This is a genomic window from Thalassotalea nanhaiensis (assembly GCF_031583575.1).
Classification (GTDB): Bacteria; Pseudomonadota; Gammaproteobacteria; order Enterobacterales; family Alteromonadaceae; genus Thalassotalea_A; species Thalassotalea_A nanhaiensis.
Window position 1 is genome coordinate 838,532 of sequence record NZ_CP134146.1, and the last position, 24,723, is coordinate 863,254.

25 protein-coding genes and 1 riboswitch are annotated in these 24,723 nt (G+C 38.1%); of the genes, 9 read left to right on the plus strand and 16 right to left on the minus strand.

Annotation, left to right across the window (positions count from 1 at the left end; all coding sequences use genetic code 11):
- Positions 1–32: 32 nt before the first annotated feature.
- The 9 genes from RI845_RS03780 to folE2 form a co-directional block, all read right to left on the minus strand.
- A complete protein-coding gene (locus RI845_RS03780) occupies positions 33–1,298 on the minus strand; it encodes a dicarboxylate/amino acid:cation symporter (protein ID WP_348388421.1) in 1,266 nt (421 codons plus the stop codon).
- A gap of 106 nt (positions 1,299–1,404) precedes the next feature.
- Positions 1,405–1,857, minus strand: a complete 453-nt coding sequence (locus tag RI845_RS03785) for a YaiI/YqxD family protein (RefSeq protein WP_348388422.1) — start codon at positions 1,855–1,857, stop codon at positions 1,405–1,407.
- 17 nt (positions 1,858–1,874) lie between these two features.
- Positions 1,875–2,123, minus strand: a complete 249-nt coding sequence (locus tag RI845_RS03790; RefSeq protein WP_348388423.1) for a DUF2164 domain-containing protein — start codon at positions 2,121–2,123, stop codon at positions 1,875–1,877.
- A gap of 9 nt (positions 2,124–2,132) precedes the next feature.
- Positions 2,133–2,534 carry a hypothetical protein gene (locus RI845_RS03795; protein WP_348388424.1) on the minus strand — a complete coding sequence of 134 codons (402 nt, stop codon included), beginning with the start codon at positions 2,532–2,534 and terminating at the stop codon, positions 2,133–2,135.
- 19 nt (positions 2,535–2,553) lie between these two features.
- Complete coding sequence (locus RI845_RS03800; RefSeq protein WP_348388425.1) at positions 2,554–2,787, minus strand: DUF7661 family protein; 234 nt, start codon at positions 2,785–2,787, stop codon at positions 2,554–2,556.
- Between the two features lie 89 nt (positions 2,788–2,876).
- Positions 2,877–3,092, minus strand: coding sequence for a hypothetical protein (locus RI845_RS03805; protein WP_348388426.1), 216 nt, complete (start codon positions 3,090–3,092; stop codon positions 2,877–2,879).
- A gap of 138 nt (positions 3,093–3,230) precedes the next feature.
- Positions 3,231–4,673, minus strand: coding sequence for an FAD-dependent oxidoreductase (locus RI845_RS03810; RefSeq protein ID WP_348388427.1), 1,443 nt, complete (start codon positions 4,671–4,673; stop codon positions 3,231–3,233).
- 25 nt (positions 4,674–4,698) lie between these two features.
- Complete coding sequence (gltB, locus tag RI845_RS03815) at positions 4,699–9,159, minus strand: glutamate synthase large subunit (protein ID WP_348388428.1); 4,461 nt, start codon at positions 9,157–9,159, stop codon at positions 4,699–4,701.
- A 469-nt stretch (positions 9,160–9,628) separates the two neighbouring features.
- Positions 9,629–10,555, minus strand: coding sequence for a GTP cyclohydrolase FolE2 (folE2, locus tag RI845_RS03820; protein WP_348388429.1), 927 nt, complete (start codon positions 10,553–10,555; stop codon positions 9,629–9,631).
- 449 nt (positions 10,556–11,004) lie between these two features.
- Between folE2 and RI845_RS03825 the strand changes: the two genes are divergently transcribed.
- Positions 11,005–11,343, plus strand: coding sequence for an Hpt domain-containing protein (locus RI845_RS03825; protein ID WP_348388430.1), 339 nt, complete (start codon positions 11,005–11,007; stop codon positions 11,341–11,343).
- A 25-nt stretch (positions 11,344–11,368) separates the two neighbouring features.
- Here the strand turns inward: RI845_RS03825 and arcA are convergent, their stop codons facing one another.
- Both arcA and RI845_RS03835 read right to left on the minus strand, forming a co-directional pair.
- Positions 11,369–12,091: a two-component system response regulator ArcA gene (arcA, locus tag RI845_RS03830; RefSeq protein WP_348388431.1), complete on the minus strand. Its 723-nt coding sequence runs from the start codon at positions 12,089–12,091 to the stop codon at positions 11,369–11,371.
- A 412-nt stretch (positions 12,092–12,503) separates the two neighbouring features.
- Complete coding sequence (locus RI845_RS03835; RefSeq protein WP_348388432.1) at positions 12,504–13,544, minus strand: methyltransferase; 1,041 nt, start codon at positions 13,542–13,544, stop codon at positions 12,504–12,506.
- A gap of 186 nt (positions 13,545–13,730) precedes the next feature.
- Positions 13,731–13,943: riboswitch (Lysine riboswitch) on the plus strand.
- A 119-nt stretch (positions 13,944–14,062) separates the two neighbouring features.
- Between RI845_RS03835 and dapA the strand changes: the two genes are divergently transcribed.
- From dapA to RI845_RS03855, 4 genes are read left to right on the plus strand one after another with little or no spacing between them, the layout of a single operon-like run.
- The gene (dapA, locus tag RI845_RS03840) at positions 14,063–14,977 is read left to right on the plus strand and encodes a 4-hydroxy-tetrahydrodipicolinate synthase (RefSeq protein ID WP_348388433.1); all 915 of its coding nucleotides are present in this window, start codon (positions 14,063–14,065) and stop codon (positions 14,975–14,977) included.
- 9 nt (positions 14,978–14,986) lie between these two features.
- Positions 14,987–16,099 (plus strand): succinylglutamate desuccinylase/aspartoacylase family protein, encoded by a 1,113-nt coding sequence (locus RI845_RS03845; protein ID WP_348388434.1) that lies wholly within the window; start codon positions 14,987–14,989, stop codon positions 16,097–16,099.
- A 22-nt stretch (positions 16,100–16,121) separates the two neighbouring features.
- On the plus strand, positions 16,122–16,445 hold the full coding sequence (locus RI845_RS03850; protein WP_348388435.1) for a DUF2956 domain-containing protein: 324 nt from the start codon (positions 16,122–16,124) through the stop codon (positions 16,443–16,445).
- Positions 16,446–16,495: 50 nt separating this feature from the next.
- Entirely contained in the window at positions 16,496–16,744 is a 249-nt protein-coding gene (locus RI845_RS03855) for a DUF1145 domain-containing protein (protein ID WP_348388436.1), read from the plus strand.
- A 20-nt stretch (positions 16,745–16,764) separates the two neighbouring features.
- Here the strand turns inward: RI845_RS03855 and RI845_RS03860 are convergent, their stop codons facing one another.
- Positions 16,765–17,571, minus strand: coding sequence for a crotonase/enoyl-CoA hydratase family protein (locus tag RI845_RS03860; RefSeq protein WP_348388437.1), 807 nt, complete (start codon positions 17,569–17,571; stop codon positions 16,765–16,767).
- A 12-nt stretch (positions 17,572–17,583) separates the two neighbouring features.
- Positions 17,584–18,006, minus strand: a complete 423-nt coding sequence (locus tag RI845_RS03865) for an MAPEG family protein (protein ID WP_348388438.1) — start codon at positions 18,004–18,006, stop codon at positions 17,584–17,586.
- Positions 18,007–18,199: 193 nt separating this feature from the next.
- Between RI845_RS03865 and RI845_RS03870 the strand changes: the two genes are divergently transcribed.
- The 4 genes from RI845_RS03870 (at position 18,200) to RI845_RS03885 (ending at position 21,428) form a co-directional block, all read left to right on the plus strand.
- Positions 18,200–18,466, plus strand: coding sequence for a hypothetical protein (locus RI845_RS03870; protein WP_348388439.1), 267 nt, complete (start codon positions 18,200–18,202; stop codon positions 18,464–18,466).
- A 66-nt stretch (positions 18,467–18,532) separates the two neighbouring features.
- Positions 18,533–19,747, plus strand: a complete 1,215-nt coding sequence (locus RI845_RS03875; RefSeq protein WP_348388440.1) for a hypothetical protein — start codon at positions 18,533–18,535, stop codon at positions 19,745–19,747.
- A complete protein-coding gene (locus RI845_RS03880; protein ID WP_348388441.1) occupies positions 19,731–20,651 on the plus strand; it encodes a metal ABC transporter solute-binding protein, Zn/Mn family in 921 nt (306 codons plus the stop codon). Before RI845_RS03875 ends, RI845_RS03880 begins: the two co-directional genes overlap by 17 nt.
- 15 nt (positions 20,652–20,666) lie before the next feature.
- On the plus strand, positions 20,667–21,428 hold the full coding sequence (locus tag RI845_RS03885; RefSeq protein ID WP_348388442.1) for a metal ABC transporter permease: 762 nt from the start codon (positions 20,667–20,669) through the stop codon (positions 21,426–21,428).
- Between the two features lie 60 nt (positions 21,429–21,488).
- Here the strand turns inward: RI845_RS03885 and RI845_RS03890 are convergent, their stop codons facing one another.
- The 3 genes from RI845_RS03890 to RI845_RS03900 form a co-directional block, all read right to left on the minus strand.
- On the minus strand, positions 21,489–22,502 hold the full coding sequence (locus tag RI845_RS03890) for a CvfB family protein (RefSeq protein ID WP_348388443.1): 1,014 nt from the start codon (positions 22,500–22,502) through the stop codon (positions 21,489–21,491).
- A gap of 66 nt (positions 22,503–22,568) precedes the next feature.
- Positions 22,569–23,024, minus strand: coding sequence for a tellurite resistance TerB family protein (locus RI845_RS03895; protein WP_348388444.1), 456 nt, complete (start codon positions 23,022–23,024; stop codon positions 22,569–22,571).
- 39 nt (positions 23,025–23,063) lie between these two features.
- Positions 23,064–24,626, minus strand: a complete 1,563-nt coding sequence (locus RI845_RS03900; protein ID WP_348388445.1) for a sensor domain-containing diguanylate cyclase — start codon at positions 24,624–24,626, stop codon at positions 23,064–23,066.
- Positions 24,627–24,723 lie beyond the last annotated feature (97 nt).

Below are 24,723 nucleotides of genomic sequence, written 5' to 3' on the forward strand. Positions count from 1 at the left end.
GTAAAACGAGCCGCATTGCTACAGATTTAACGCTATTTTATAAACCTGTCCAGCACGGTGGCTGCGGTCATATCACCTGTGACATTTACCACTGATCTGCCCATATCTAATAAACGGTCTACGCCTAAGATCAACGCAATACCTTCAACAGGCAAACCTTGACTGGCAAGAGTGCCGGCAAGTATAGGAATTGAAGATGAAGGAATGCCAGGGGCACCGATTGAAGCGACAATTGCGAGTAGCACAATAGACACAAGTTGCATTGTCGATAGGTCGATACCGAATGCTTGCGCGATAAATAGCACCACCGTCGCTTGATACATGGCTGTAGCATCCATATTAATAGTCGTACCTAATGGAATAATTAATCGACTAACTTGTGGCGATACTTTGTGAACATTTTCAGTCACTCTTAATGTGACTGGCATTGTTGCACTTGAGGACGATGTTGCTAGAGCAAGAGCCATAACCTCTCGGCAATTTTTCATAAACTCAAAAGGGTTTCTTTTAGTTAAAAAAGTAATCAGTAGCATGTATATAAGCAACAGTGCCAATAAACCAATAACTACATTCAAAAAAAACAGAGATACTGCAGTTATCGCGCCTAAACCTTTATTAATAACCGTGTTGGCGATCAAGCCAAAAACAACAATAGGCGTATATTTCATCAACCAAAGTACGATGTTCATACATACAGTTTGAATTGATTGCATCAGGTCTACTAAAGGCTTAGTTTCCTGTTTTGACATATTCAACAGCGCAAAACCAACAATAATTGCAGCTACTACAAGTTGTAGCATATCGGTATTGTTCATATGCCTAAACAGGTTGTCAGGGAATATACCCTTGATGATGCCAATTACACCATGTTCGATAACATTTAATTGTTTTACATTGTGTTCTTCAATAGCGCCAAGGAAACTATTATTGATTGCGTTGCCGGGTTCAATAATACCGGCTAAGAAGAAGGCTAAGCCTGTTGCTAATGCAGACGTACAAAGGATATATATTAGCCCGAAACCTAAGGTGTTTAACGCTTTATTGTTTTGTCCCTGGTAAATACCCAAAATGACCGAGCTTATAACTAACGGAATAACCACAAACTTAAGTAACGTCATGAAGATATAGCCGGGCAGTGCGATCCACTCACCAATTGTTAAGGCAACTTCTCGTTGCACAAATGCGAAGTTTTCACCTAGCAAGGCACCAACCATAAATCCTGCAAACAGGCCGATAATTACTTTAAACCAAAGCTGTTCACGAAGTTTGAGTCGTTCGGATAATTCTGGAGAGGTCATAGCGTTAACTTTTATTATTATTTTTTATTTAAGAGTATTTACCATAATCTTTTAATTAAGCATCAACAAGTTTTCGTTTAACTAATTGCACTGTGTGCCATGAGTGTTAACCTTGTTTAAATTTAGTAATTAACCGATCTAGATTATTCGCAAAGGCTTGCTTGTCAGCTTGATTTAATGGTGGAGGCCCACCACTTTGAACACCACTGGCACGCATAGTATCCATAAAGTCACGCATGTTTAAACGAGCGCGAATATTACTGGTGGTGTATAGCTCACCCCGAGGGTTTAGTGCGGTAGCCCCTTTTTCAATAACTTCAGCTGCCAGAGGGATATCTTGCGTAACAACCAAGTCACCGTGTTCTACTCGTTTTACAATTTCATCATCTGCTACATCAAACCCGGAAGATACTCTGACAAAAGAGATAAATTTTGAAGGGGGAATTCGCATAGCATGGTTAGCAAAAAGCGTGGTATGTAGTTGTGTTCTGTCTGCTGCTTTGAATAAAATTTCTTTAATTGCAACGGGACAAGCGTCGGCATCAACCCAAATTTTCATAAACTGTATATCTCTGTTTAAATATCGGTAGGCTTTTCGATTTCATAAATCGCATCAGAAATATCAGTAACTTTATCGTTTAATATCGCCTGTGCATCATACAAACCTTGGTTATAGTATACAGCGCCCATTTCTTTAGCAAAGAAGTCTAATAAAAACTCTGCATCAAATTGGCCTAATTCCTGATCAAGTTCAGCTTCAAAGTAACGTTGAAGTTTGACCACTAACCCATCTTTTTGTGCGTTTGAAAATTTAATTGAAGACAATATTAATCCTTATTTACCACGTTCTATCCAGTATGCGCTGCCGTTACACTGCATATGTTTAAAACAATCAGCGGTTGTTGCAATATTACAGCTATGGACGACAAGGCCATTACCGCCTTGTGATTGGGTATTAACTTGCAGTTCCCTGATCAAATGAGATTCTGAAAAACTATCATTTGAGCGAAAGCTATCAGATTGTTTTTCAGTCCTTTCTACCGGGTGTATGCATTGTGAAGATGTAACATTTGCAAGAAAATCACCTTCATAAAATTTTATTTCTTGTAAAGTATATTGTTCAACAACATGAGCACTAACCTCTGCACGTAAAAATGGGCCAGCATTAGTTTTATATTCCAAAGTACTACAGGAAGTTAACGTTAAACATAAAATAAGGCTAAAGATTTTCATCATAATATTTTCCTTGTAACTCTCAGCCGTTTAACAATAAAACTTTTGGATGATTTTCGCTTGAAAATTCATGATAAATATCATCTAAATAAATCGCTAACTTAGCTGATTCCATGTCAGCAGGAATAATCACATCATATACTCTAACGCGCATTCCTACATCTGACTCAGTAAATAGTAACCATTCATTATTTATTCGGTGCACAGACATTTTTTTACCAAATACATCAAATGTTAGTTTAGTGGGGTAAGCCATTTAAAACTCAGCGCTTTGTTCTTCAGTGGTTTCAAATTCAAAACCACCAATATATTTTTGTAAAAAATTATAGACCAAACACATAAGTGCTACAGAGATATAGCCAAAAATAAGATAAAAATTGGAAAAATGATCATCGCATATGAAGGGAATGAGACTGGGTTTCCTGTGGCATCCATGTTTGGTGATACGGCCATCATCATTAGAAACATCGGAATAAACATCGGTAATGTTGCAACGGCCATTAGCACGCCGAACACTTTGCCATTTTGATGTGGTGAGAGTCTTTTTATTTGTTTTTTCATTATTATCATCCCTTTAATTAATATCTTAGATTACTTTTTTAATATTTATATATCAATAATTTAAATGTAATTAGTATTATTAATAAGGCACAAAAAAGGCGGGTAAAAACCCGCCTTGATGATGACAAAAATTAAAATTTAAGCTTGTTGAATTTGAATCAATTCTTCAGCTAAAACAAAATCTAATATGCCTATTGCCGCTTTTCTACCTTCATCGATTGCAGTAACCACCAAGTCTGAGCCGCGAACCATATCACCACCGGCAAAGATATTTTGCTTACTGGTTTGCATGGCAAAGCTGGATTGTTCAGTTGCTAATACACGACCACGTGAATCTACTTCAACACCGGCATCTTTCATCCATTGTGGTGGACTAGGTAAGAAACCAAAGGCAATAACAACAGCGTCAGCTTCCATGATAAACTCACTGCCTTCAATTGGCTCTGGGCTTCTTCTGCCATTAGCATCTGGTTGCCCAAGCTCGGTTTTAACAAACTTTACGCCACAAGCATTGCCATTGTCATCAACGGCAACATCTAAAGGTTGGATGTTAAATTCAAAATTTACACTTTCCTCTTTAGCGTTTTGTACTTCACGAGGAGAACCGGGCATGTTTGCTTCATCACGACGATAAGCACATGTCACCTTAGTAGCACCTTGACGAACCGCTGTGCGAACACAATCCATTGCAGTATCACCACCACCTAAAACAATCACCTTTTTATCATTAAAGCTGGTATAAGGTTTTACGTTTTCGGTAATGCCCATGGTTTTTTGCGTATTCGCGATTAAGTAATCTAACGCACTGTATACGCCTGGTGCTGTTTCATTTTCGAAACCGCCAGTCATGTCCGTGTAGGTACCTAAACCTAAAAATACGGCATCATACTGCTCGCTAATGTCGCTAAAACTGATGTCGGTACCAACATTAGTATTAAGCTTAAACTCAATACCCATACCTTCAAAAATTTTACGACGGCGCACAACAACATCTTTCTCAAGCTTAAATGATGGGATACCAAAGGTTAGAAGACCACCAATTTCAGCTTGCTTGTCATAAACAACTGCTTTTACACCGTTACGTGTCAGTACATCAGCACAGGCTAAGCCCGCTGGGCCAGCGCCTATTACTGCGACTGTTTTGCCAGTAGATACTACGTGGCTTAAATCAGGAGACCAGCCTTGGGCAAACGCAGAATCAGTAATATATTTTTCAATATTACCGATAGTAACTGCGCCAAATTCATCGTTTAATGTACAGGCTGATTCACACAGCCTGTCTTGTGGGCATACTCGGCCACACATTTCAGGCAATGAGTTGGTCTCATGACAAAGCTCAGCAGCTTCTAAAATCTTACCTTCAGTAACAAGCTCTAACCATTGCGGAATATAGTTATGTACCGGGCATTTCCATTCACAATAAGGGTTACCACAGTCTAAGCAGCGGTCGGCTTGACCAGCACTTTGTCCATCACTAAGTGGTTGATAGATTTCCACGAAATTAGCTTTACGTAAATCGATAGCTTTTTTTGGTGGATCAATTCTTTTTACATCAATAAATTGATAAACATTTTTACTCATAAAACTTTCCTAGCTATTAACGTGCCTACTGGGCCTGTACTCTTAATTCAGCTGATGAACGGCTGCGATGACCCAATAATGTTTTCACATCAGTGGCTTTTGGCTTTATTAGTTTAAATTTCGGTGCAAATTCACTGAAATTCTCGAGAATAAACTCTGCTCTAAGGCTACCTGTTTCTTCAAAGTGGTGGTTAATTAGACCACGAAGGTGTTCTTGGTGAATCGCTAATTTGTCAAGTTCTAATATTTCTATAGATTCACCATTTAGGCGCGAGTCTAAATCATCAGCTTCATCTAATACGTAAGCAAAACCACCGGTCATGCCCGCACCAAAATTAAGCCCAACTTGACCAATAATTGTAACGATACCACCTGTCATATATTCACAAGCATGATCGCCTGCGCCTTCAACTATGGCATTACAACCTGAGTTACGAACTGCGAATCGCTCACCAGCAGTACCTGCAGCATATAAATGTCCACCAGTTGCACCGTACAAACAGGTATTACCCATAATTGGTGTTAAGTGAGTTTGATAAGTCACACCTTTTGGCGGCATGATAGTTACCTTGCCGCCAGCCATACCTTTACCAACGTAATCGTTTGCATCACCGGTTAAAGTAATATTAAGGCCGCCAGCATTCCAACAGGCAAAAGATTGCCCAACAGTCCCGGTTAGGTGAAGATGAATTGGGTTAGAACTCATGCCTTGGTTACCGTGATGGCGAGCAATCTCGCCAGAAACTAGTGCGCCAACAGAGCGGTCAGTGTTTTTACTATTGAAATAATAATCACCGCCCGACTTATCTAAAATCGCATCTTGTACTTGCGCTAAAATGCTGTTGTTCAATTTGGCTTTATCAAATGCAGGGTTAGATTCAGTTTGATAAATAGCAGTACCTTCTGGTGCTACAACTGGCGCCACTATGCCGGATAAATCTAAATTTTGCTGTTTTGCAGTTACGCCGTCCAGTAATTCTAGTAAATCGGTGCGACCAATTAATTCGTTCAATGATGGTACGCCAAGTTTTGCCAATAATTCCCGTACTTCTTCTGCAATAAAGCGGAAGTAATTCATAACTTGATCGGGTAAACCTTTAAAGTATTCATCGCGTAACAACTGGTCTTGCGTAGCAATTCCGGTTGCACAGTTATTTAAGTGACAAATACGTAGGAATTTACAACCTAGTGCTACCATAGGCGCGGTACCAAAACCGAAGCTTTCAGCACCTAAAATAGCGGCCTTAACAATATCAACACCGGTTTTTAAGCCACCGTCAACTTGTAATCGTACTTTATGACGCAACCCATTAGCGACTAGTGATTGATGCGCTTCTGCTAAACCTAATTCCCAAGGACAACCTGCATATTTAACCGAAGTAAGTGGGCTTGCACCGGTACCACCGTCATAACCTGAAATAGTTATAAAGTCAGCGTACGCTTTGGCAACGCCGGAAGCGATAGTGCCAACACCAGGACCAGATACTAATTTCACTGAAACGATACACTTAGGGTTTACTTGTTTTAAATCGAAAATTAATTGTGCTAAATCTTCAATTGAATAAATATCATGGTGTGGTGGTGGTGATATAAGCGTTACACCTGGTACCGAGAAACGTAGTTTTGCAATAAGTGGCGTTACTTTATCGCCTGGAAGTTGACCACCTTCACCCGGTTTTGCTCCTTGCGCGACTTTAATTTGCAACACATCAGCATTAACTAAATAATGCGGAGTTACACCGAAACGACCAGAAGCAATTTGTTTAATGCGTGAATTGCGTACCGTACCAAAACGGCTAGCGTCTTCACCACCTTCACCAGAGTTTGAATAACCGCCTAATCGATTCATCGCAATGGCTAATGCTTCATGTGCTTCAGGACTTAACGCACCAATACTCATTGCTGCGCTATCAAAGCGTTTGAACATTTCTGTATCGGCTTCAACACTGTCAATATCTATAGAATCAGTGTCTTCTTTAAAGCCGATTAAATCTCTTAATGTTGCAGGGGGTCTTGAGTTCACAGCATCAGCATACACTTTGTAATCTGCGTAGTTACCCGTTTGGACTGATCGCTGCAAGCTAGATACTACATCAGGGTTAAAACAGTGATACTCTTCACCATGCACGTATTTTAATAAGCCGCCATGGGTAATTTTTTGATGTGGTAACCAAGCTTTTCGAGCTAGGTTAATATTGTCTTGTTCAATGTCTTTAAACTTACTGCCTTGAATTCGGCTCTGAATGCCAGGGAAGCATAAATCCATGATCTCATCAGATAAACCAATTGTTTCAAATAAGCCAGCACAACGGTAGCTGGCAATGGTTGAAATCCCCATTTTAGATAAGATTTTCAACAAACCTTTATTAATGGCATTACGGTAATTCTCAACCGCTTGTCTAACAGGAACATCAATTTGACCTTGTTCGACTAAAACTTCGATTGTTTCATATGCCATAAATGGATAAACCGCAGTAGCCCCTAAGCCAAATAATACGGCAAAGTGGTGTGGGTCACGGGCAGAGGCAGTTTCAACTACAATGTTTGAATCACAACGTAGTTGTTGATCTACCAAACGTTTTTGAACTGCGCCTACAGCCATAGCCGCCGGAATTGGTAACTTATCTTTAGCAATTTCACGGTCAGATAAAATTAGAATAACGGTATTTTTGTCACGAACTAAGCTTTCTGACTCGTCACAAATGCGCTCAATCGCCTGTTGTAAGCCTTCGCTTGGACAGTAATTTAGGTCGATAGTTTCTGAGTGATAGTGTTCTGGATCGAACTCACGAAGCTGTTTAATACCTGTGTACATTAATACCGGAGTATCAAACTGTACTCTATCTGCATGCCCTGTAGTTTCGTTAAACACATTGTGCTCACGGCCAACAGAGGTAGCTAAAGACATTACAAACCGCTCACGTAATGGATCGATTGGCGGGTTAGTTACTTGTGCGAACTGCTGGCGGAAATAATCGTATAGGGTACGAGATTTACTTGATAACACAGCCATAGGTGTATCATCACCCATAGAGCCAGTAGCTTCTTGGCCGTTTTCAGCCATGGTTTTAATTACTTGCTGAATTTCTTCATAAGAGTAATTAAATAATTTATGAAACTCATTCATTTGCTGATCGGTAAATACTCGTTGACCAATTTGTTCAGCTTCTAACTTGTCAAAAGGAACTAACTGGCGAATATTATTATTTAACCAATCGCGATATGGGTGACGATTTTTTAAATCATTATCAATATCGGTAGATTTCAATAATTTACCTGTGTAGGTATCTACTGAAAGCATTTCACCTGGGCCAACACGACCTTTTTCTACAACTTCATCTTCACCGTAGTCCCAAATGCCAACTTCTGATGCAAGAGTTATAAAACCATCTCTTGTTCTAACATAACGAGCAGGGCGCAGACCATTTCGGTCAAGGTTACAGGCAACGTGACGACCATTCGTCATTACAATACCCGCAGGACCATCCCACGGCTCCATGTGCATGGAGTTAAATTCATAGAATGCTTTAAGATCATCATCCATTGCCGGATTATTTTGCCATGCTGGTGGCATTAATAAACGCATACCTCGGTATAAATCCATACCGCCAGACATAAATAACTCAAGCATGTTATCTAATGATGATGAATCTGAACCACTTTCATTTACAAACGGCGCTGCCGTTTGTAAGTCTGGAATAAGTGGTGTTTTAAATTTGTAAGTACGCGCTCGACTCCATTGACGGTTACCACTAATGGTATTAATTTCACCATTATGAGCTAAATATCTAAATGGTTGGGCAAGGTGCCATTGTGGTGACGTATTTGTTGAGAAGCGTTGATGGAATACACAAATAGCCGATTGCATTCGAATATCTGCTAGATCTAAATAAAAGTTTGGTAAATCTTTTGGCATTACCAAACCTTTATAAATCGTAACTAAGCAAGATAAGCTAGCAACATAAAAACGACTGTCTTCAATGCGTTTTTCTGCACGGCGTCTTGCCATGTAAAGGCGGCGTTCAAAATCTTGGCTGCGCCATCCTGAAGGGCCATTAACAAAGACTTGCTCAATACCAGGTAAATTACCTTTAGCAATTGAACCTAATACATTTAAGTCTGTAGGCACAACACGCCAACCGACTATTTCAAGCGTTTCTTGTTCAAGCTCTTCTTTAAGAATTTTCTTTGAAAGTTCTGCTTGTACAGGATCTGGATTCAAGAAAATAGTACCAACCGCATACTTAGCGCTCAAGTTCCAATCATTTTCTTCTGCAATTGCTCTAAAGAAGCTGTCTGGCTTTTGCATTAGCAAGCCACAACCATCGCCGGTTTTTCCATCAGCAGCAATACCGCCGCGATGTTGCATACGATCTAGCGCAGAAATCGCAGTTTTAATAAGCTTATGACTTGTTTCGCCCTCTTGATGGGCGATTAAACCAAAACCACAATTATCTTTTTGAAAATTGGGATCATAAAGTTGCATGCATCGTTCTCCTGAATACTTTCTCGTTGGCGATGTTGTATGCAATAAAGGGAATAATAATACCTGAAAACTGAATAATTATTGCAAATGCCAACGGGGGAACTTTCTAAGATATAAGGATGTTCAGCAAAGGTCAATAGAAATTAGAGTTATTACTCTTCATAGTTTGCAAGTAACAGGAAGCATTTATTCAAAGCTATTTTTTCAGTGTTTTACAAAAACCAGTAAAAATAAGGGCATGAAAGATTTGTTTCTAACTATGGAAACTTTTGCCTGTTATTCCATACAGAGCAAAAAAAAAGATAAAATAATTATTCAATTAGACTAAAGATGAATAATATTTGTTTGATTATTGTACGATTTGGTGTTCGTGAGGGGGGATTGGATCTCTAATTTGACAAAACGTTATTAAAGTTGGCTAACTTCGATTAGAAGAAACGCCAACTTTTAAATTCACTAATGTAAAAGATTAAGCTTTATAGCCGTCTTTAACGCCTTTAGTTGTGATGGCGATAGCATCATGAGCGTGTAAAGATTCAAGATGATTGATTTTTACCCAAAAGTCATCATAACCTTCAATTAAATTCATTGCATGTTGGACACGACGAGCCGCATCTTCACAGAACATTAAATTTTGGCCATTCAAGCGAGCAAACTCTTGCTCATCTTCACGTTTAACTGCGGCTTGTACCGGAGTTTGAAGTGACGCTTCTATTGTGTCAACAATATCGGTGATCGGGAAAGAGCTTACCATTGAGTTAAGTTTAACTTTAATTTCAGCAATAGAACGTTGGCTATGTGGGGTAGCAACAATACCTTCTGTACTACCAAGCCATTGTTGGATATCTTCTTTGGCAATGCTGTCTTGTTGTTCAAATTTGCTGGCAAAAGCCTGCTGAATTAACTGTCGAGCAAGAGCGGCTGAACATGGACAAGTAGATGAGTAAGCAATATCAATACAAAGTTCAATGTCTAATTTTCCCTGCTCAATTTTACCAATAATTGTTACTGGGTAAACACGCCAACCTTTTTTACCACTAATTAATGCTTCACGGCGCATTGGGTAATCAAAGTTAAATTTAACATAGGCAGTATCACTTAAGTCTTCATGAGAGCTAATAAACTCAGTAAGTAAATTGGTTAGTGATGAGTAGGTTAGTGTGTTGTTGCTAGCTAAATCGTCTAGTAACAAATATAAGCGCGACATATGAATGCCTTTCGCTTTTGGATCGTTCAAATTAACAAATGCATCTATATGTGCAGAAACAATACGTTCTGCTTCATCTTTAGCAGCAACCATTACTGGCATCTCGATATTACCCATACCTACTCTATCAAGAGTACCTTCGGTTTGTGCCGCGGTTTGGTTGGCTATATCTGGCATTGATGTAGGCATATCGATCGTATTTCCTGTATGAGTTCGTTAATTTACTAATTGCGATGTTTTTAAAGGCGCATATTTTAGCGGAATTTCGCTAATTGTTTTATCTTTTTTTAGGGATTAAAAGAAAAACTTATCTACTTTTATAAAGACCTAGTAAAAAGGTCGGTTATTTTGAATGAATTGTAAGCTAAAATCAATGTTTATAAGGGATTTAACTGGGTTAAAGGTTAATAAACTAAAGATGTTGTTAGTATTTAGTTGCAAGGATGTTCTTTGTTGGTAACTGTGGGCTTTAATTGTATTTTAATGCAGCACAAGCTTATTTTTCATGCTATGTTTTTCAGAATAAAACCCCGTCACCTTTAAATATGTAGGTTCAAAATACGATTTGAAGAGTAACGAATATAACTATAGATAATAATAATTAAGATTCACTTAGATATTTCCCGGAGAAAGAAGTAATGGATATTCTTGATAAAGAATTAATAAAACAATATATGGATGCGTTGGGAAACGAAGTGTTCAACCAAACTGTTGATTTATATATTGAACAATCGAAAATATACTTAAATCAATTAAGCAACGCAATCAGCACTAAAGACTATTCCCTTTGGCAAGAAAGTTGCCATATATTGAAATCTGCATCAGGCAATACAGGTTTAAAACAGGTATTTAACAAGGCTGGCGATGTCGAGTATTCACGTCAGAATTTTGAACAGTTAGCTAAAGATTTAGATGAGTTGCATGAACTCAATGACGTTAGCATTGTACAAATACAAAAATGGCTAGCACAGAGCTAGCCATTTCAATGATTAATAATCAATATTAAGCGTTTAGGTTACCAACAAAGCGGTAGCCTTCACCATGAATTGTGTTAATAAATTCAGGGCTAGACTCATCAGTCTCAAAGTGCTTACGTAAACGGCGTATTGTTACATCTACGGTACGGTCATTTTCACGTAAATCACGACCAGTCATTTCTTGGATAAGATCTTGACGAGTTACAATTTTGCCACGGTTAGCCATCAATAAGCGTAATGCTCTATATTCTCCACGAGGGATAGGGAAAGTATTACCTTGTGGCGACGTCATTTGACGAGAATTCGGATCTAATTGCCATTGATCAAATTCAATCATTGCAGTATCTGCTACAGGCGCTGATTTTTCTGATTGAGCCATACGTTTTAATAAATTACGTACGCGGATCGTTAATTCACGCGGATTAAATGGTTTAGTGATGTAGTCATCAGCACCAATTTCCAAGCCTAACACTTTATCAACATCGCTATCGCGACCAGTAATAAAGATTAATCCTGTTTTGTTCTTTTCAATCAACTCACGAGCTAGTAATAAACCGTTTTTACCAGGAAGATTGATGTCCATTAATACTAAATCAATGTCGTTATCTTGTAGTTGCTGAGTCATGCTTTCGCCATTTGCTGCAACTAAAGTATTATAACCTTCTGCATCAAATAAGTTCTTTAGGTTCAAGCGTGTTACTTCTTCATCTTCAACGATTAAAATTTTAGCTTGTGCTTGGTTGATCATATCTACCTCTGTTTAATAAACTATAACAAGTAATATTTGTTCACTTGTTGTTCAGAAATCGTTGTTATTTCAGACAATTGATTTTCTGTTCAAAAATATATGTTGCATATGATAGAGCAAGCGGCCAAGTATACAATGGTAAAATTGTTGTAAAAATGTAAGTTAAAAAATGTAAATGAGATTGCCTTTTATCCAGTTAAGTTTATGAAATTAAAGAATAAATAATTGTACTTAAATTGTGAGATCAAAATTTGAATTTGCAACAAATTGTAAACAGCAAGGGTTTTTTAGGTTAGTCAGAGATGAATTTGGAAAAAATACGATTGCATTTAGGTTAATGCACTGTTGCTATCAACCTTGAATTAACACTATTTTTAGCTGTTTGTTACTTTTGTTGAAAAAGCAACCCGCACTATTTAAGTTGGCAATGATGGATTGCAAAACCTTTTTCGTTAGCTAACAACTCTGGCTGGCTAATTTCGGCTTTTATAATTGGTGCATACTTTAGGAAGTTATTGGCAACAATGGTTAGCGTGCCATTTTTTAATAAGTGTTTCTTGATACTCTTTAAAAACTGCTCTGTTGCATGGTAGTTAGTTTTAATACCTTGATGAAATGGTGGGTTTGATAATACTGCATTGTATTTACCTACAACATTCGATAAACCATCAGACGCATAAACCTTTCCTGATAAGTTATTTAGCGCTAAAGTTTTATTCGTACTGGCAACAGCTAAAGCATTTACATCTAGCATTTCTATGTCAGCGTTAGGGCATGATTTTTTAACAAAACTGCCGATAATCCCTGCGCCACAACCAAAATCCAATACTTTACCGGAAATTTTCTTTGGTAATTTTTCTAGTAATAACCTAGTGCCATTATCTAACTCGCCACTGCTGAACACCCCTGGCAACGACGCTACTTGAATTGTAGTGTCACCGACAGTTAAGCTAAACTGCTCATACCAATTGTTTAAATTAAATACTGGAGCATGGTTGTTGAAGATTATTTCAAACAAAATACAATGTCTTGCTGAATCAACCTTAGTTGCATTGAGTGTGTAGTCACTACTTAATTTTAAGGCTGACTTAGCCCCACCTTTATTTTCACCTACAACTAGAATAACCGCGTTATCAGTAAGCGTTGGTGCAAGCATTGCCAGCAAAAACTGATATTCTTTTTTTGATTTTGGAAAATAGATAATCACCAAGTCGTGTAATTGTGTCGCTTGATAGTGCTCACTAAATTGACAGTTTAACTTGCTTGCATGTTTTGAGCTGATACTTTTATATTCTGCAAAGTTTACGTTGTAGCTGGAAATCGACGCTTGTGGTGAGGCGTTTTGAAGGTGAGTAAAAAATTCATTGTCGGGACAGCCAACTACCAGTGGGTTATTACTTTCTAGTAAATCTTCGTTTCGAAGCAATAGTTGTGATGGGTTTGATAATGACATTAAATTTACTCAATTAAATATTTAGGCGCTATTTTCTTAATTAAGCATAGATTAGTAAAGTAAATAATCATAAAACAGTGCACTTACTATAACTTATAGCTAAATTGATTCACTTTTTCGGTGCTAAACATTGAATTATATTTAACGAAATGGTTAAATAGCCACCATTGAACGGCCCTATTTTTAGGGTTCAGAAGAGGAGCGTTAACCAGGTAGTTATCTTTAGGGGGCCTTTACCCCATTGATAGATGATGAGGGGGATTAGCGCCGAGGCATAAGTGATTAAGGTAACGCTTTTGTCGGACGAACGGGTTGAATCCCTTCGGCTGTCACTTAACAGCACATAAACGAATACCCAAACAGGGTCGGTTTAGTTTTAAGTGGAGAGCTTCTGGTTTTTGTACTTCGTTGTGCAAGGACCTCTCCTCCTTTGTCTTATACCTAGCCAAACAATTATCTGCTTAACGATAAAATTAATAATATGCGTTGCGTATTATTAAGAAGTAATGAGATTTAACATGACAACTTTTCAACTTAATGATTTTGCCCTTTGGACAGCTTTAGTTACGCCTTTTGATTTAAATGGCGCTGTTGACTATGACAGCCTGGCAAAAATTGTAGACGACCAGCAGCAAGCTGGTAATGGTATTTTAATATGTGGTAGTACCGGTGAAGGCCTTGCCATTGAACAAAGTGAACAATTGAACATTATAAAGTTTATTTGTGACTTAAACCCATCGGTACCTTTAATGGTTTCGGTGGGTGGTTTTAACCTTCCAACTCAAGTTGATTGGATTAAAGCGTGTAATGATTTACCTGTCCACAGTTATTTATTAACCGCGCCTATTTATGCAAAACCAGGAGTAATTGGCCAAACACAATGGTTTAGTGCGTTACTTGATGCTGCAAAACATCCTTGTATGTTATACAACGTACCTTCACGTTCTGGTATCAGTATTCCGGTAAAAACAGTTGAAAATTTAGCTGAACACAGAAACTTATGGGCGATGAAAGAAGCCAGCGGTGATGTAAATGAGTTTCTCGCTTATGCTACAGCAGCACCAAAAATGAAAATGTTTTCTGGCGAAGACGCACTAATACCTTACCTAGCTCCGGTAGGTGCTGTAGGCTTAGTTTCTGTTTGTGCAAATGCATGGCCAGAAGCAACTAATTTATATGTGCAAAAATCATTGGCAGGCGAAGGTGCAAATCTGACCCCTGTTTGGTATAACGCTATTTCGTCATTGTTTGAAGAAGCCAACCCAGTTCCGGTAAAAGTGTTGATGCACAAACAAGCGGTGCTGAACACACCAACCTTACGTGCGCCTTTATCGCACCTTGAGCTAGAATCAGATAACGCAATATTAGCGGCTGATCTGGATATCACTGAATGGCTGTGTCAAAGCCGTACCAATGTACGCCTAGTAAAGTAGTTAATTTCAATGAGTAATTTTAGCAAGCAAGTATTGACTGTAGGTGAGATGGCAAGTGGTGTCTCACTCACTATTCCTGTTTATCGGTTAACCGGCTCTGGTGAAGGGCCTTCTGTATATATACAAGCCAATATCCATGGGGCAGAGGTGCAGGGCAACGCCGTAATTTATCAATTATTAGAATTACTACAGAAGAGTAATTTAAATGGTAATATTACTTTAGTGCCTTATGCGAATCCGGTTGGCTGTAATCATAAAAATGGTGAGTACACTCTAGGCCGATTTGACCCTATTACCGGGGTTAATTGGAATCGTATGTATCACTTTGATGAAACGTTAATTGAGCAGGTAATCAATAAACACAGTGACAGCGATATTGATACCATTAAAACTGAATTTAAGCAGTTGATGCTAAATGATATAGACAATAAATTAGATCATAATAATTATGGTTTAACAACCGGTCGTCGCATTGCTTACCGTTTACAACAAATGGCGTTACAACACGATATCGTACTCGATTTACATACCGGCCCTATATCTTCAAAGCACTTGTACTGCGCTGAATATGCACAACAAAGCGCAAGTTATTTTAATATTGAACATACCATATTAATACCAAATGACTTTGCCGGCGCTCTTGATGAGGCGACGTTTTGTCCCTGGTGGACGTTAACTGAAAAATTTGCAGAACTTGGTCGAGAACTGAATTTTGGTAAAGAGAGCTTTACTGTTGAGTTAGGGTCTCAAGAATTAATAAATTTGGATGAAGCGCTGATAGATGCTCAAAGTATTTTATCTTATTTACAACATAAAGATGTGATTAACGGTAGTGATTATCAACCTGCAGAAATGACACGTTATGCGTGCTATCTTAAAGACTATAAAGTTTATTATTCTCCTATGGGGGGCATGGTGGACTATTTAGGTGAATTTGGCCAAATACTGAAACAAGGTGAGCCTTTAGCCAGAATATTACGTATGGATAACTATGGTGACGGTGATGCATTGCATTACCTCACACTAGATGAAGACGTGATTCCTGTATTACATTTTGCTTCGGCAAGTGTAAATCAAGGAACAGAACTGTATAAAGTATTTACTAATTATTTTACTCTTTGATTTTTTAATTATGCATTAATTTATGACTTCCAAAACAAAAGCACCATCATCAGAAAGTATTAAGGCAGCTGAAACTATGGCTAAAAGCATACAAAAGCCAGGCCAAACCAAAGAGCAAACAAAGTTAATTGCACAAGGTATCCAAAAGGGCATTGAGCAATATAAAAAGCAGCAAAAAGCCAAAGCTAGAGATGCAGACAAAGCCAAGAAGAAGCAACAAAAAGCAAAGTCACAAAATAGCGAGACTAATGCCGTTGAGCTACAAGACGTGCAACAGTCCAAGTTAGCTTGGGTTTTGTTGGCTATATCTTGGTTAGGCTTTATTGCTTATCTTATATTAGTTTGATTTGTGCCCGTTTATTGGCATAAAATTATCGAAATTTTTTTGGAGTGTTTATGAAATTAATTATCGTGGCTTTGTGGTTAGCCTGTTTTTACAATTTAGTTTTGCCATTTGAACAGGGCTTAGAGCATGTTCTACACTGGGTACTTATTGTATTGCCTATTGCTCATCTAATTGAGTGTTTTCTTTTCAAGAAAAGAGTTGAAGAAGCAGAAGGTGACAATATGAAACATTATTTGCAAATATTAATATTTGGTGGCGTTCACCTACTACATCTTAAAAAGCCGAACAAAAAAGCTTAACTAATTTAGAGCCGACGACACTACCAGTTTTGTCGGTTGTCAAAATCTTTAGCATGCTCAGGGCTTAGTTGCTTTTTTACGGCCCGCTGCTGATTCTTTCCTAAGATTACTTTTATTTGATATAAACTTTCTTTGGCGAGCATATGCCAGGACTTTTTGTGCCAATTATTGTTATAAAGTTTTTTTACGGCAGCAACTGAATCTGGTGAACGTTCAATAACAGGTTCAATCAACCTTAATGCTGCCTGATAAGGATCGTTACTAACTTGCGTTATTAACCCGTACTTAAGTGCCTGCTGGGCATTAATTATTTCGCCTGTCATAGCCAAATGCTTGGCAATATCAATGTTAACCAACTCTCTTAGTGCAAGATTTGCCCCCATGTCAGGTATAAGCCCCCACTTAGCTTCCATAATCGATAAAGAAGCATCAGGCGTAGTTATTCTAAAGTCGGCGCCAAGGGCAATTTGTAATCCACCACCCCAACATCTTCCTTGAATAATTGCTACCACAGGAACTGGGATTTTACGCCAGTTTGTGCTGACACGTTGCGCGAGGTTGGAGTTGCCTGGAATAAATTTAAACAGTAATTGCAATATATTCGATTTAGCTTTCAGTACTGACTTTACATCCAAACCACTACAAAAATCTTCGCCATTGCCAGATAGAAACACTGCCCTTATTGCTTTGTTTTTGCTTAATTTTTTACTTACTTTATCTAATGCATGAAACATTGCCATGTCGATAGCATTATGTTTATCAGCTCTATTTAAGTTAACAATTGCTATATTGTTTTCGATCTTTAGGGTGATTCGTTGCTCAGTCACTTTCTTATTCCATTAAATTAAGATGATAAAAACATTTACTAATAAAGCCCATAGGCAAATTGCACCTAGCATATAAACTTTAAACCTTTGCATTACATTATTGTTGGTACATTGAATAAAACTGTGAATTATTCTTAAGCCAACAAACCCCCAGGCTAAATAAGTTACACTTGGTGTATTTATATTTGTAAGTAATCCTAATATGACAAGGCCATAGAAAATGACCGGTAGTTCAAATAAATTTTTTAAATTATTTGCCGGTCTATTTATTTCTTCAGGCAATAATTCAGGGATTTTTTCCGGAGAATGCAATTGTTGAGCAGCTATCTTATGAGCGATTACATAGCGCAATCTTAAAAAGTACATGTATACCCATACAAAAAAGGTAAGTACCATCAAAGACAGCATGGGCAAAATAAGGGGGGATGACGTCATATCTAGTTATCTTTTATTCTTATGAGATAACTCAGCCTATACTATTTTTCATTGCATACATAACAAAATTAGTTTGGCTTAATTGTTTTAGTGTTATATTATAACAAAATAGAAAACAGTCTTAATATTGAATTAATCAAATCTACTATACTTAACTACTATGATTTTTAAACGCTTCCAACAAAACAGTAATATGCTATCTGCAATTATCATTGCAGCTATTTTATTGTTTTCTCCGTTAGCTCAAAGTAGTCATTTAGCCGAGCACGACTTTTCAATTGAAGATGTTCACTGTCAGGTGTGTTTATCGTCTGTTATGGATGATGATTATATTATTGATGGCGATGAGCAAACTCTAGAGCCTTATCACACGGCTTCAATCCATGCGCAACATTACCGCTCTAAACCTAACGTACGCATAACGTTTTATTCTTCACGGGCACCGCCCAGCACCCTTTAAATTTTATTTTTAACGTTACTCATCAATTGCTGAGTAATTTAATACCAAATTTTTAGGATCAATTTAATGAAATTAAGTAAATTAACTACTGCGGTAGTTTTAGGTGTTGCTGCTGCTCAAACACATGCGGCTACAGACGATATTAACGTAAGTGCCATTATCAATGTTGGTTATACAGAACGAGAAGACTTCCAAGGAATTGCCGGCTACGGAGTTGATGACCATGCTGCAGGTCTAAAAAATGGCTTTTGGACTGACCATACTGAAATTGCTATCAGTGCACCTATCGATGATATGTTTTTCGGTAAAGTAACTATGGTGTTAGATGAGCACGATGGTGAAACCGAGGTTGAGCTTGAAGAAGCATTTATTCAAACCACAGCTATGCCATATGATTTATCTTTTCGCGCTGGACGATTTCTATCAAATGTAGGTTATTTAAATGGCAAACATGCGCACACCGACAGCTTTGCTGACAGACCATTAGTTTATCGAGCATTTATGAATGGCCATTATTATGATGATGGCGCTCGTTTATCTTGGTTAGCGCCAACGGAAACCTATATTGAGTTAGGGACCGAAGTGTTTAAAGGCGCAACAATGCCAGCTTATTCTGATGGCGAAGGAGTAGGGGCGCATTCACTGTTTGTAAAAACCGGCGGAGATTTCAATGAATCTCATAGCTGGCAGTTAGGGGCATCTTATATCGGTTTTAAAAACGATGAAGAGTATTGTAGTAGTCATGACCATGGAGAAGAGGATCACGAACCTCATGCTTTAGAAGATGAACATGGTGAAGCATTTGGCGCCTGTGACTTTAGTGGTGACAAAGATTATTACATCGTAGATGCTACGTGGAAGTGGGCTCCTAACGGTAATTACAAGTATCAAAATTTTGCACTTTCTGCCGAATACTTCATCGTTGAAGAAAAAGGCGAATTGCACCATGAAGAAGAGCACGAAGAACACATAAATGTGTTTGATGAAGAGCATCATGATGAAATTGACGTTGAGCACACCGGCTTTTATGTGAGCGGTGTTTATCAATTTAGTCCTAATTGGGCTGCGGGTTTACGTTACTCTGAGATAGATTTTGATGAACCTTATTCGGATGGCTTTAAGCCGAAAGTATCTACGGCTATGATGGAGTATCGCCATTCACACTTCTCAACGATTAGACTGCAATACAGTCAGGATAAGTCGGTAGAACACTTCACTGACGACCAAGTTACGCTACAATTTAATATGGCATTAGGAGCTCATGGTGCGCATCAATTTTAAACAAAAGTTTGCTTTAGTTTGCACTGCATTGCTGGTAACAATGTTACCAGCTCAGGCACAGCTGAATATATTTGCCTGTGAACCTGAATATGCAGCGCTGGCTAAAGAGCTGGCAGGGGACGATGCGAATATATTTAGTGCAACTACTGCTAAACAAGATCCTCACTTTGTACAAGCAAGACCTAGCTTGATTTCTAAAATGCGTCGTGCGGATGTAGTTATTTGTGCTGGCGCCGACTTAGAAATAGGTTGGTTGCCAATGTTGCAAATGAAGTCTAATAATCGTGATGTTCAATCTACAGAGAAAGGTTTATTTTTAGCATCTGATCATGTTGAAAACCTGGATATCCCGGTTAAGGTTGATCGCTCGATGGGGGATGTCCATGTATTGGGTAACCCGCATGTACATTTAGACCCATTTAGAGTGGCTAGCCTGGCCAAGTCTTTTACTGAAAAGTTAGTGCAACTCGATGGTCCAAACGCTGCTGTTTATCAGAAAAATCTAGCAGATTTTAGCCAACGCTGGAAAACTGCCACGGCTAAATGGCAGAAAAAAGCTGAACCTTTGCAGGGTATGAAGGTAGTTGCTTACCATTCATCATTTAAGTATTTATTTGAGTTTTTAGGCATGCAACAAGTTGGTGATTTAGAACCTAAACCCGGTTTGCCACCTACCAGCTCTCATTTACTCAGTGTACTTGATATTGTGAATCAACAGCAGGTGAAGTTGGTCGTATATACCAGTTATCAAGATGCAAAGGCTGCAGATTGGTTGCAAGATAAGACGGATATTGTAAGCCTGCAACTACCTTATACGGTCGGTGGCAATAAACAGAGCGTTGATTTGTTTACTATGATGGAACAGCATATTTCAATGCTATTGTTGTCGTTAGAACAGAAGTAATAAGGTTAAAGTTTAATGGTTGAATTAATTGATATTTTACTCCCGGCATTTGTTGCTGGCCTGTTGGTGCTTAGCACCCATGTGCCTTTGGGCTATCAGGTGTTAAAGCGAGGGATTATATTTATTGATTTAGCCATTGCTCAAATTGCCGGGCTTGGCGCTGTAGTGGTACAAACAACTGATATTGGTCATCACTTACCCGGTGCCAATTATATTGTTGCTGCTCTGTTTGCCTTAAGTGGCGCTGGAATTATTGCTTTATTTGAACGCTTTGCAAAGCAGCAGTTAGAAGCATTAATTGGTTGTTTATATGTGTTGTCAGCAACCGGAGCGTTTTTATTGCTTGCCAATGATCCCCATGGCGGTGATTTATTAAAACAAGTATTATCAGGGCAAATTCTTTGGGTGACGTTTTCAGACTTATATCTTCATATGGCTCTATATGCTGGCATTGTTGCACTTATGGTATTTAAACCAGTGCTATTATCTGGCAAATGGTTTTACTTTATTTTCGCTATTGCTATTACCAGCTCAGTGCAAATGGTCGGTGTATTTCTAGTGTTCAGTACGTTGATTATTCCAGCGTTGGCTACAGTAAAGCTGGCAAGGTTTAAAACGCGTTTTGCCTACCTTATTGGCGTGTTAGCTTATTTAATTGGTCTAATCGCCTCGGCAACATGGGATTTACCAAGTGGCTCTGCAATAGTTTGGTCATTAGCTATGGTCGCGATTATTGTTACTTTGCTGATGCATAAGTTTTCTATAATAAAAACTTAACCATTCCTCAAAAAAATAGGCGCCAAGGCGCCCATTTATCTCATTAACAAATCTTAAACTCTATTTAGAGCTATTTTTGTACGGATTCGCTTTATCGCTAGCTTGTTTCTTATAAGTTTTCGGTTTACTCGATTGTGGCTTTTTAGCAAAAGATTTGTTTGATTTTCCACGACTAGTTTTATCTGGGGTAGACTTACCCTTATTTGGGTTAACTTTTGCTGCTGGCTTTTTCGGTTGTGGGTTTTTAACAAAACGAATACCGTCGGCTTCAATGCTGACTCGGCCATGCTTAAATAAATTTCCAACAGTGCTTTTAAAGGTTTTCTTGCTTACACCAAAAGTTTGTTGAATAAGCTCAGGCGAGCTTTTATCGTTAATTGCACTAAACCCATCGTTATCTTGTAAATATGCGATAAAGGTTGGTGCAAAGTCATTTACTTTACCAATGCCGGGGCGTGTTAGGGTTAGATCTACTCGGCCATCACTGCGCATAGTTTTAACGTAACCTAATATTTTTTTACCAACTCTCAATGGTTGGAATATCTCATTATCGTATAACAAACCCCAATTTCTATCATTGATGATTGCTTTAAAACCTAGATCTGTTTTATCACCAATGGTTAGGTTTACGCGTTCGCCAATTTCATAATTCGCTGGCCATATATCTAGATATTTATCTAACTTGCTCGAAGCCGCAATACGGTCAGTTTGTATATCACGATAAATCTTTACTAAATAGTATTTACCAACAACCATTTTATGATGCTGCTGGTTATAAGGTACTAATAAGTCCTTAGGTAAGCCCCAATCTAAAAAAGCGCCAGTATTATTTACTTGTAATACCTTTAAGCTGACGAAGTCGTCAACTTGGCCTTTAGGTGTTTCAGTTGTAGCGATAAGGCGATCATTAGAGTCAAAATAAATAAACACGCTAACATCAAGGCCTTCAGCACAACCATCTGGCAAATAGCGAGTCGGTAAAAGTATTTCGCCTAAGTCCGCACCATCCAAGTAGGCGCCAAATTCGGTGAGTTTAACGACCTTTAGCGTATTGATTTTGCCTATTTCTGCCATTGGGTTTCCTAATGATTATAATTAACGGCGCAATTGTAGCATGATGCTTTAACTGTGCGGTATTTTTTAGCCCTCTGAATGTTGATTTTGCACCTTCAATTTACATTGAATAAATTCACCATGGCGTAAATGCAATAGATCAGCAATTCGTCTGATTATGTGTTCTTCAATGACATCTAAATGTCCATCTGAATAGGCAACTTTCCATAACAACTCAACAATTTTGATTCTATCGCTCAGTTCATATTGTTCGTTAATTAATGTGGTATAACGGTAAAAGTCATTAGCGTGATGTGACTCATCTTCAGCAAGGGCTAATACATCATTAACTTCACTTTTATCTAACTGAAAATGGTGTTGCAAAAGCTCTATCAGTTTTGCTTTTTCTTCTTCTTCATATTTATGATCAGCACGCATTACTTCAAACAGTAATACCGCAGTGGCTATTTCAAGGGAGAGGGTGTTATTTACAACGCTGTCTTGTTGCAGGTTTCGGATAAAAATTCGGATTCTTGTGAGCATAATAGGAGTTCTTTTAAGTGTTTTTTTGATTGTAGTCGTTTATTTATCAATAGCAATTTCGGCGCGGTTGCGTCCTTTGCTTTTGGCGAGGTAAAGTGCATTGTCGGCAATACTCATTGCGCGGATCAAATTAGGTTGTTCATCAATGTTTCTTGGGGGCGTCATTAATGTTGCACCTAAACTTAATGTGATGTGCTGTGCAACGTCTGAATCAGGGTGAGCGATATTAAGGGCGTTAATGCTCTCGATAATTTCATTGAGTTTCATTTGTAGTCCGGCAAAATCAATCCCACCGAATAATATTACAAATTCTTCCCCGCCGTAACGTGCAACAATATCATTAATTCTACGGCTCGACATAGCCAGTGCTTTTGCTACTTGTTTGAGGGCTTCGTCACCCTGTAAATGACCGAGAGAATCATTGTATTTTTTAAAGTAATCAATATCACACATTACGATAGCAAACGGAGTATTATTACGCTGTAAGTGTGCCCATTCTTTAGCGAAATGTTGTTCAAATGCCATGCGATTGGGGATTTGGGTGAGAGAGTCTGTTGTACTCAGTTTTTCTAATTGTTGTTGCTGATGTTTTACTGTGTTGACCAGATGATTAAACTCGGTAGAAAAAAATTGAAATTCAGTGATCTTTGTGTGGCTTTCTATTGGCGCTATGGATTTGGTATTCGCCATCGTGGTAATTTCACTGTTGATGTTTTTAATTGCTTTTAAAAACAGTTGTCGTATCAACAAGTACATAAACGCTAAAATGCTTACTTGCACTAATATAGAGATGATAATCTCGGTGGTTAAAATTTTCGGAGCGTATTTTTGTTGGTGCTTTACATTAAGCACAAATAAGGGCTGTTGGTTAATGTCCTCCACCAACCAATTGTCAGATGACTGAATGTCTTTATCTTGAAGCATCAAGTTTATTTTTTGTGTGTGCTTATATTTAGGGCTAAAGGGAATGATTGTTAGGCTTAGTTGCGTTTCTTTACTTAGAATATCCGCCGTATTTTGATCAAAGCGCTGGAGAAATACCATTTTACCGTTACTTTTCTTTATTGCATCAGTGTCGGTAATATTGGAAGCACTAAATATCATCGCGCCATGTTCTGTGCTGATCAAACCCACAGGATTGGCATCACTACCATTCTTATAGTTGAGTAAGTTAGCGGACGAAAATTTTCCGTTTTCATCCAATTTGCTAAACTCAAGAGGCTTTTCACGACTATGATCCCAACCTTTTTTGAATAGGATATTATCGTTAAGATCGACAATAAATACCGCATCAATTCCTAAGTTAATAAACGTTTGATCGGCAAAGTTGCTAATTAAATATTCGTTGTTTTGGTCGGTAATAAATGCATATGTATCGTCCCAAAGCGCATAGTCCTTGTTCATCATGTACAAATTATTAAATGTTTGTCTTAGAGAGTAATAAAGAGCGTTTAATTCTCGCTTATACAGTTTCTGGATAGCCCGTTCTTCAGTCGGTATTTCAACATGATAGCGATAATTTATAGTGATGATTATCATCAATAACGTCAAAAGAAACCATGACCATTTCATTAATGTATTTATTGATATTTTTTTAAGCATCACCGGGGTTATCCCATAAATATACATTCGCAAAGGAATATATAATCATAATTTATGCAATATAGATATTGTTTAATTGCTGTAAATATTTTCCTAC

Excerpts from the sequence above, each read along its gene's own strand:
- RI845_RS03795 (WP_348388424.1), bottom strand. The coding sequence starts at position 2,534 with ATGATGAAAATCTTTAGCCTTATTTTATGTTTAACGTTAACTTCCTGT.
- gltB (WP_348388428.1), bottom strand. The coding sequence starts at position 9,159 with ATGCAACTTTATGATCCCAATTTTCAAAAAGATAATTGTGGTTTTGGT.
- RI845_RS03895 (WP_348388444.1), bottom strand. The coding sequence starts at position 23,024 with ATGCTCACAAGAATCCGAATTTTTATCCGAAACCTGCAACAAGACAGC.
- RI845_RS03875 (WP_348388440.1), top strand. The coding sequence starts at position 18,533 with ATGAAATTAAGTAAATTAACTACTGCGGTAGTTTTAGGTGTTGCTGCT.
- folE2 (WP_348388429.1), bottom strand. The coding sequence starts at position 10,555 with ATGCCTACATCAATGCCAGATATAGCCAACCAAACCGCGGCACAAACC.
- RI845_RS03870 (WP_348388439.1), top strand. The coding sequence starts at position 18,200 with ATGCTATCTGCAATTATCATTGCAGCTATTTTATTGTTTTCTCCGTTA.
- RI845_RS03845 (WP_348388434.1), top strand. The coding sequence starts at position 14,987 with ATGAGTAATTTTAGCAAGCAAGTATTGACTGTAGGTGAGATGGCAAGT.
- dapA (WP_348388433.1), top strand. The coding sequence starts at position 14,063 with ATGACAACTTTTCAACTTAATGATTTTGCCCTTTGGACAGCTTTAGTT.
- RI845_RS03890 (WP_348388443.1), bottom strand. The coding sequence starts at position 22,502 with ATGGCAGAAATAGGCAAAATCAATACGCTAAAGGTCGTTAAACTCACC.
- RI845_RS03855 (WP_348388436.1), top strand. The coding sequence starts at position 16,496 with ATGAAATTAATTATCGTGGCTTTGTGGTTAGCCTGTTTTTACAATTTA.
- RI845_RS03850 (WP_348388435.1), top strand. The coding sequence starts at position 16,122 with ATGACTTCCAAAACAAAAGCACCATCATCAGAAAGTATTAAGGCAGCT.
- RI845_RS03800 (WP_348388425.1), bottom strand. The coding sequence starts at position 2,787 with ATGGCTTACCCCACTAAACTAACATTTGATGTATTTGGTAAAAAAATG.
- RI845_RS03780 (WP_348388421.1), bottom strand. The coding sequence starts at position 1,298 with ATGACCTCTCCAGAATTATCCGAACGACTCAAACTTCGTGAACAGCTT.
- RI845_RS03810 (WP_348388427.1), bottom strand. The coding sequence starts at position 4,673 with ATGAGTAAAAATGTTTATCAATTTATTGATGTAAAAAGAATTGATCCA.
- RI845_RS03835 (WP_348388432.1), bottom strand. The coding sequence starts at position 13,544 with ATGTCATTATCAAACCCATCACAACTATTGCTTCGAAACGAAGATTTA.
- RI845_RS03805 (WP_348388426.1), bottom strand. The coding sequence starts at position 3,092 with ATGAAAAAACAAATAAAAAGACTCTCACCACATCAAAATGGCAAAGTG.
- RI845_RS03785 (WP_348388422.1), bottom strand. The coding sequence starts at position 1,857 with ATGAAAATTTGGGTTGATGCCGACGCTTGTCCCGTTGCAATTAAAGAA.
- RI845_RS03825 (WP_348388430.1), top strand. The coding sequence starts at position 11,005 with ATGGATATTCTTGATAAAGAATTAATAAAACAATATATGGATGCGTTG.
- arcA (WP_348388431.1), bottom strand. The coding sequence starts at position 12,091 with ATGATCAACCAAGCACAAGCTAAAATTTTAATCGTTGAAGATGAAGAA.
- RI845_RS03885 (WP_348388442.1), top strand. The coding sequence starts at position 20,667 with ATGGTTGAATTAATTGATATTTTACTCCCGGCATTTGTTGCTGGCCTG.
- RI845_RS03900 (WP_348388445.1), bottom strand. The coding sequence starts at position 24,626 with ATGCTTAAAAAAATATCAATAAATACATTAATGAAATGGTCATGGTTT.
- RI845_RS03865 (WP_348388438.1), bottom strand. The coding sequence starts at position 18,006 with ATGACGTCATCCCCCCTTATTTTGCCCATGCTGTCTTTGATGGTACTT.